Raw genomic sequence first — 6,438 nt, 5'->3', positions numbered from 1 at the left:
GCAGGCGCAAGAAAAGCTGCATAAGCAAGTTTATCAGACAATGCAAAAACGAGCCTTAACAAGTAATTTCGAATATTGCATTTATCAAAAAATAAATTAAGGAGTTCTCAATGAATATTCTTTTTTGTGGCGATCATAACGCCGAAGATGGTATTCTTATCGCTACGCTTTCATTAATAAAAAATAGTGGCGCAAAAGAACTCCATATCTACATTCTAACAATGTACACTCAGAGTTATCACAAGAAATTTAAGCCCTTCAGCAAACATGCAGCGGACTATTTAAAAGAACTTTTGGTAAAACAAAATCCTCAAAGTACGTTAAAATTAATGGACTGCACGGGACTATTCGTCAGAGAGCCTCTAATAGCTAACATGAGCACTCATTTTACTCCTTATGCTATGCTCAGGCTCTTTGCTGACGAAATACCACAGTTGCCAAATAAAATACTATACCTTGACGCTGATGTAATAGTCAGGCGAAGTCTCGTTAGTTTTTACCAACAAGATATAACTAATTACGAATTCGCCGGAGTCCTTGATTACTGGGGACGGTTCTTCTTTCACAACCTGCACGAGCATAAAGTTTTTGATTATATTAATTCCGGCGTGTTGCTGCTTAATCTCCCAGAAATTAGAAAAACTAAATTATTCGCTAGAATCAGGCACCTTCTGCAAACCCGAACCGTATTAATGCCTGATCAAACTGCAATTAACCGTTATGCCAGAAATAAGAAAATTGCCCCGCGTCGTTATAATGAACAGTATAAATTGCAGTCGGACACAGTAATTCAGCATTTTACTACCAGTTTCCGTTTCTGGCCCGTGTTTCATACCTTGACAGTTAAGCCATGGGATGTTAAGCGGGTACATACAGTACTAAAATTGCACGAATATGATGACATTCTGAATTACTATCTCAGTGTGAAAAGCAATTTAGTACAAAAATAATGTTTGGAGAAAATAAATATATGACAATTCCAGTTTTTTATGCAATTAGTGATGATTTTACAAAATACGCAGCAGTTTCGCTGAACTCTTTAGTAAAGAATGCTGCTGAGGATAAAGATTATACTATCTATTTTTTAAGTCAGGACTTATCACCGCAGCACAAACAAGATTTATTAGAAATAGGCTCTTCTAACGTTCATGTTAAATTCTTTAAGATTAACGATGAAATAGTTGCACCAATTCAAAATCGTACTGAAAACTATTTACGAGCTGATTTCTTTACAATGTCCATTTTTTACCGCTTATTTATTCCTGATCTGTTTCCCCAATATGATAAGGCAATTTATATCGACAGTGACACAATCGTAAATGATGATATTGGTAAATTGTATGATACAGAGCTTGGCAATAATCTCTTTGCAGCTTGTACTGATTCCTCCATTCAATTTGTAACAAAAATGGTTGCCTATATTAAAGAAGTATTAGTTCTTGATCCTAAAAAATACATTAATTCCGGCATGCTGGTTTTAAACTGTAAAGTCTTTCGCGATGAGAATTTTATTGATCATTTCATGCGTTTACTCAGTAAATATCATTTTGACTGTATTGCCCCAGATCAAGATTATTTAAACGAAATTGGCGATAAAAGAATTTTACATTTAGATCCCAAATGGGATGCAATGCCAAATGATAATACTGAACCTTTAACTAATCCCAGCTTGATTCATTACAACCTTTTCTTTAAACCATGGCATTTTAAAAAAGTTCAATATGAAGAATATTTCTGGAAGAGCGCAAAAGAAACCAAATTTTATAATGATCTGTTGACTGAACTAAATACATACACTGATAAGCAACGTGATGAAGACCGGCATAAATTAGATCATATGCTAGCTAAAGAAGATAAAACTATTAATGACCCATACAACTGGGCTAATGTGAAAAAGCAAGGACCTGTCAGTTTATGATTATAGGCGACAATCGTGAACAAGTTATTCAAAACATTAAAGAAGCAGTTAATAGTGGCAAGTGGGATGCCAAAGTCGAAGTCGGTGATCCTGTTCTTTCTATAAAGGAAAGTAAAGAATTAGTCAATGCTTTTTGGCGAGAGCAAAAAACTTTTAAAGGAAAAATTAATAATCGGATTGGACATTTAATTTTCAACACTTTAATGCATATTTTTACATCTTCCACTACATTTACCGGTCTGGAAAATTTAGCTAATTTGCCACAAGGTGGAGCAATTATTACTGCTAATCATTTTAACCAAATTGACTCTTTACCCATTAAGCATTTAGCAAATAAAACACACCATTCCTTAACTATTGCCATTGAGGACACCAACTTAAAATTACCCGGAATATTGTGCTACCTAATGAACTATGTTGGCACTATTCCTTTAATAGAAACCCCTAGCTATGTCGGTAATGAATTTCCACGTCACCTACATGATGCGTTAGAGCAAAATAGCTGGGTTTTAATTTATCCTGAACAGGAAATGTGGTGGAATTACCGCAAGCCCCGCGAATTAAAACGAGGCGCCTATTACTTTGCTGCCAAGCAAAATGTGCCGGTTATTTCAACTTTTATTGAAATTCAAACAACTGACAAATTAGAAAAAGACCACCCTGATTTTTACCAAACTAAATATGTAGTTCACGTTTTGCCACCTATTTTCCCTGATGTTAAACTGAATGCCAATGAAAATTCTAAGCAGATGATGAAGCACGATTACCAGCAAAAAGTAGCAGCCTATGAAAAGGCTTACCAGCGTAAATTAGATTCGGCTTTTACCCCCTGGGATATTGCTGGCTGGCGTTTTAATTATCAAAAAAAATCAAAGTAAAAGTTAGACTTGTTGATTCTTTGAGCTATAATATAGGTGACAATAAGTAAGTGTATTTGGAAAGGGGATATTTTCCAATGGAGAAGTTTACAAAAGAATCTTTAGCAAAATATGATGGTAAAAATGGCAACCCAGCTTATGTCGCTATTAAAGGTGTTGTTTATGATGTCACTGGCAATCCACACTGGACTGATGGCGAACACCATGGCAATTTAGCTGGTCGTGACCTGACTGTTGCAATAGGACAATCACCTCATGGTGAAAGTGTCTTAGGCAACCTGAAAAAAGTCGGTACCTACGAAGATTAATTAGATAATAAAATAATAAAACAGGCATATCACTGTGAAGATATGCCTGTTTTATTATGGTTAATAATTCAAGTCTTTTTCTGATAAATTATTGCCGTTACTTTGTATCACCCTCTTATACCAATAAAATGATTTCTTTTTTAATCTTTTGCATGAACCACTGCCATCATCATGCAGATCAACATAAATAAGTCCATATCGTTTACTCATTTCTCCTGTTGATGAGCTCACTAGATCAATACAGCCCCAAGGGGTATAACCAATTACTTGAGCACCGTCATAAATAGCACCACTAATTGCTTCAATATGCTTTTTGAGATAATCGATTCTGTAATCGTCATAAATTTTATTTTGGGCAGTTACTTTATCTTTAGCTCCGACACCATTTTCAACGATAAAGAGCGGTTTTTGGTACCGGTCATATAATTTGTCTAAAATTACGCGCAAGCCTATTGGATCTATTTGCCAGCCCCATTGAGTAACAGTTAAAAACGGGTTTTTAACACTTTGAGTTAGATTTCCTGGCACAATTTCTCGCTTGTTAATCTTATCAATAGTATTAGACTGGTAGTAGCTTAAAGAAATAAAATCAACAGTTCCCTCAGCAATTTCTTTAAATTCAGCTTTTGTCCAGTCAATACTTTTCTCTGTCAAACCATAATCCTGTAAAAACCTGTGCGTATAACTAGGATAATACCCTCTTACCTGAACATCTGAACAAAAGAAATTAAAATCTTGCTCTCGGTGTAAAGTTGCCAGCTGATTTTCTGGATTGCAGTCATAAGAATAATTAGCGGTAGAAAGAATCATGCAGCCCATTTTAATTTCTGGAGCCAATTGGTGTGCAAACTTAACTATTCTGGCACTTGCGACAAATTGATTATGCCATGCTTGAAAAACATTCTTAAAGTTTTTAGACCCAGTGCGAGGTATTAAAGCCTGAGAAAGAACTGGAAAATGCAATGCAGAATTAATTTCATTAAATGTAATAAAATACTTTACCTTATTTGCGTACCTGGACAAAATCACCTGTGCAAACTTGACAAAATAGTTAATCATCTTTTTGTTTGCCCAGCTATTTAGCTTCTTAATCAAGTTTAAAGGAACCTCATAATGAGAAAGTGTAATAACCGGCTCAATCTGATATTTTAAACACTCATCTATTAAATTATCATAAAACTGCAACCCTGCATTATTAGGTTTTTCTTCATCACCATTAGGAAAAACGCGACTCCATGAAATAGAAAAACGATAACATTTAAAGCCCATTTCTTTAAATAAACGAATGTCTTCTTGATATCTGTGATAGTGGTCAATACCAAAATGATTGGGATATTGATACTTCTTTTCATCTATTTGCCAGTTAAAATCGTTACGATTAACTATTTTTAATCTATCGTTTCCTCCAGGCATTGCATCAACCGTTGAAGGCTTTCTACCGTCCTCTAAATATGCACCTTCAATCTGAGATGCTGCAGTAGCACCGCCCCAAAGAAAGTTTTCAGGAAAGTTGTTATAATTCATTATCTTTATACTCCGTTTGTTGATTCAAAAAATTATATAATCCTCCATATAAGTTAGCATCGCTCAAAAAAGTGGTAGTTACGATTTCCGGTAGTTCGATGTTTTTAGCGATTTTGGGAGATTTTTCAACAGCAGTGAATAATTCAACTTTTATTTGCCTAAGCAAAACTGGCTGATTACTAATACCTCCACCAATTGCTACTCTTTGAATATCAATCACACTATGTATATTTAAGATGGTAGTCGCAATGGCAGCACAATAGTCTTTAAATATTGTCCAAATCGCTGGATCCTCGTTATTGATAGCTTCAAAAACTTTTTTACCATCATCAATATTGGATAAATTTTTATGTTTTGCACATTTTTCAATCATATTTAAAGCAGAACATAACTTACCGACAATATTATTTTGGTCAATAGTTCTTCCTAAAGTGATAAAACTAATTTCTCCAGCCTGATCATGAAAGCCACGCAAAATTTTACCATTTACTATTATTCCGCCACCTACGCCAGTGCCTAGAATAATTACTGCACCATTAGCAATATTATGCATACTACCGCGCCATATTTCAGCTAAAGTTGCAGCTCGACCATCGTTTTCTACTTCAACTGGAACATGATATTTATTTCCTAATATGTGTTTAAAATTAAATTGATCAAGATAGTGTAGCGAGCCCCCGTGATATACAATTCCAGTTTTAGAATCAACTTTACCCGGGACACTGACGGCAATTCCTTTTATATTAACCAAATATTTTTTTACGATCTTATCAATCGTTTTGCCAAAATCAGAAATATTATTAGGTGTACTAGTATAATCTTTTGTAATTAAGTTCCCTGACTTATCAAATAAGCCAAATTTAATATTCGTGCCGCCTATATCTATACTAAGATATTTACACATATTTCTTTCCCATCTTTTATCTTACTTATAATACTTCTTTAACAAGTAAATTGGTGTGCAACTCCACGCATGACAATAACTATTTATTGCTAAATTATTATATGGTGAAAAGTCTAGATCATCTGGCTTAAAGGCTTCCCAAAAAGTATCAGCACCTAAGTCAAGCATGCTACCCCAATATTTTTTAATTAATTTTATAGCCAGCTCATTATTACCCGATTCAAAAAGCGCTGCGGCAATATGATGATACATATATGGTGTAGTAATATCTTTAAACGGATAAAATTTTTTCATACTTGCAACCATAAGTTGCTGGTTTTCTTCATCTGTTAAAATGTGGGCTAACACCATCCAAACTTGGCTTGCTACGTTAATTTCTTTGTTTTTTCCACTAACAAAAAAGCCAGTTTTTTTATCATATAAATTATTAAGAGCAGCTTCTACGATATCTTGTAGTTTATTAGTATAATCTGTCATATCTTCATTAACAACCTGGCCCAAAGAAATGAACTGCTTAAGTGCATAAATTAAAATAGCAGTTGCACAAGTTGATTTATCAAAGTTATTGCCAGAATCAACATATATTGGCCAATCTGATTTTAGCTCAACTAAATTTTGCTCATTTAAATAAAGCAGTGCTTGTGCCAATTCGCGTTTAGCTGGAAGAAACAAATCTTTTACAGTTTCTTTGTCATGGTATTGTTGATAATAATCATACAAAGTTGAAATGAAAAATAAACCATAATCATATAAGAAAGTATCATCAGGAATAGGTTCTGAACCTGTAAATAAATTGCTGGTAATTCTGCCACTACTGGTCGGCAAAGCTCCAAATAAATATAAACACCGCTTTACTAAGTTCTGATCATTAAAGGAAGCGTAATTTGCTAATGCCTGCAGGCGCAA

Annotated in this window: 6 protein-coding genes and 1 pseudogene; 4 read left to right on the top strand and 3 right to left on the bottom strand. The window is 34.3% G+C overall.

The genetic code is table 11. From position 1 onward, the window contains the following. The first annotated feature begins 110 nt into the window (after positions 1-110). From LACWKB10_RS09535 to LACWKB10_RS09520, 4 genes are all read left to right on the top strand, one after another. On the top strand, positions 111-950 hold the full coding sequence (locus LACWKB10_RS09535) for a glycosyltransferase (RefSeq protein WP_034981705.1): 840 nt from the start codon (positions 111-113) through the stop codon (positions 948-950). 20 nt (positions 951-970) lie between these two features. After that, positions 971-1,918, top strand: coding sequence for a glycosyltransferase family 8 protein (locus LACWKB10_RS09530; protein WP_034981702.1), 948 nt, complete (start codon positions 971-973; stop codon positions 1,916-1,918). Further along, entirely contained in the window at positions 1,915-2,796 is an 882-nt protein-coding gene (locus LACWKB10_RS09525; RefSeq protein ID WP_034981700.1) for a lysophospholipid acyltransferase family protein, read from the top strand. The genes LACWKB10_RS09530 and LACWKB10_RS09525 overlap by 4 nt, the downstream gene beginning before the upstream one ends. A gap of 77 nt (positions 2,797-2,873) precedes the next feature. After that, on the top strand, positions 2,874-3,104 hold the full coding sequence (locus LACWKB10_RS09520) for a cytochrome b5 domain-containing protein (RefSeq protein WP_034981697.1): 231 nt from the start codon (positions 2,874-2,876) through the stop codon (positions 3,102-3,104). A gap of 60 nt (positions 3,105-3,164) precedes the next feature. Here LACWKB10_RS09520 and LACWKB10_RS09515 read toward each other — a convergent pair whose 3' ends face one another. From LACWKB10_RS09515 to LACWKB10_RS09505, 3 genes and pseudogenes are all read right to left on the bottom strand, one after another. After that, a complete protein-coding gene (locus tag LACWKB10_RS09515) occupies positions 3,165-4,628 on the bottom strand; it encodes a glycoside hydrolase family 1 protein (protein WP_034981695.1) in 1,464 nt (487 codons plus the stop codon). Further along, positions 4,618-5,532, bottom strand: coding sequence for an ROK family protein (locus LACWKB10_RS09510; protein ID WP_034981693.1), 915 nt, complete (start codon positions 5,530-5,532; stop codon positions 4,618-4,620). Before LACWKB10_RS09510 ends, LACWKB10_RS09515 begins: the two co-directional genes overlap by 11 nt. Positions 5,533-5,553: 21 nt before the next feature. Continuing rightward, positions 5,554-6,438, bottom strand: a pseudogene (locus tag LACWKB10_RS09505) (family 78 glycoside hydrolase catalytic domain); the annotation flags it as partial.

Origin of the sequence: Lactobacillus sp. wkB10, from assembly GCF_000760615.1 — a bacterium.
GTDB lineage: Bacteria > Bacillota > Bacilli > Lactobacillales > Lactobacillaceae > Lactobacillus > Lactobacillus huangpiensis.
The sequence above is the reverse complement of the archived record's forward strand: the minus strand, read 5'-3'. Positions and strand labels throughout refer to the sequence as shown.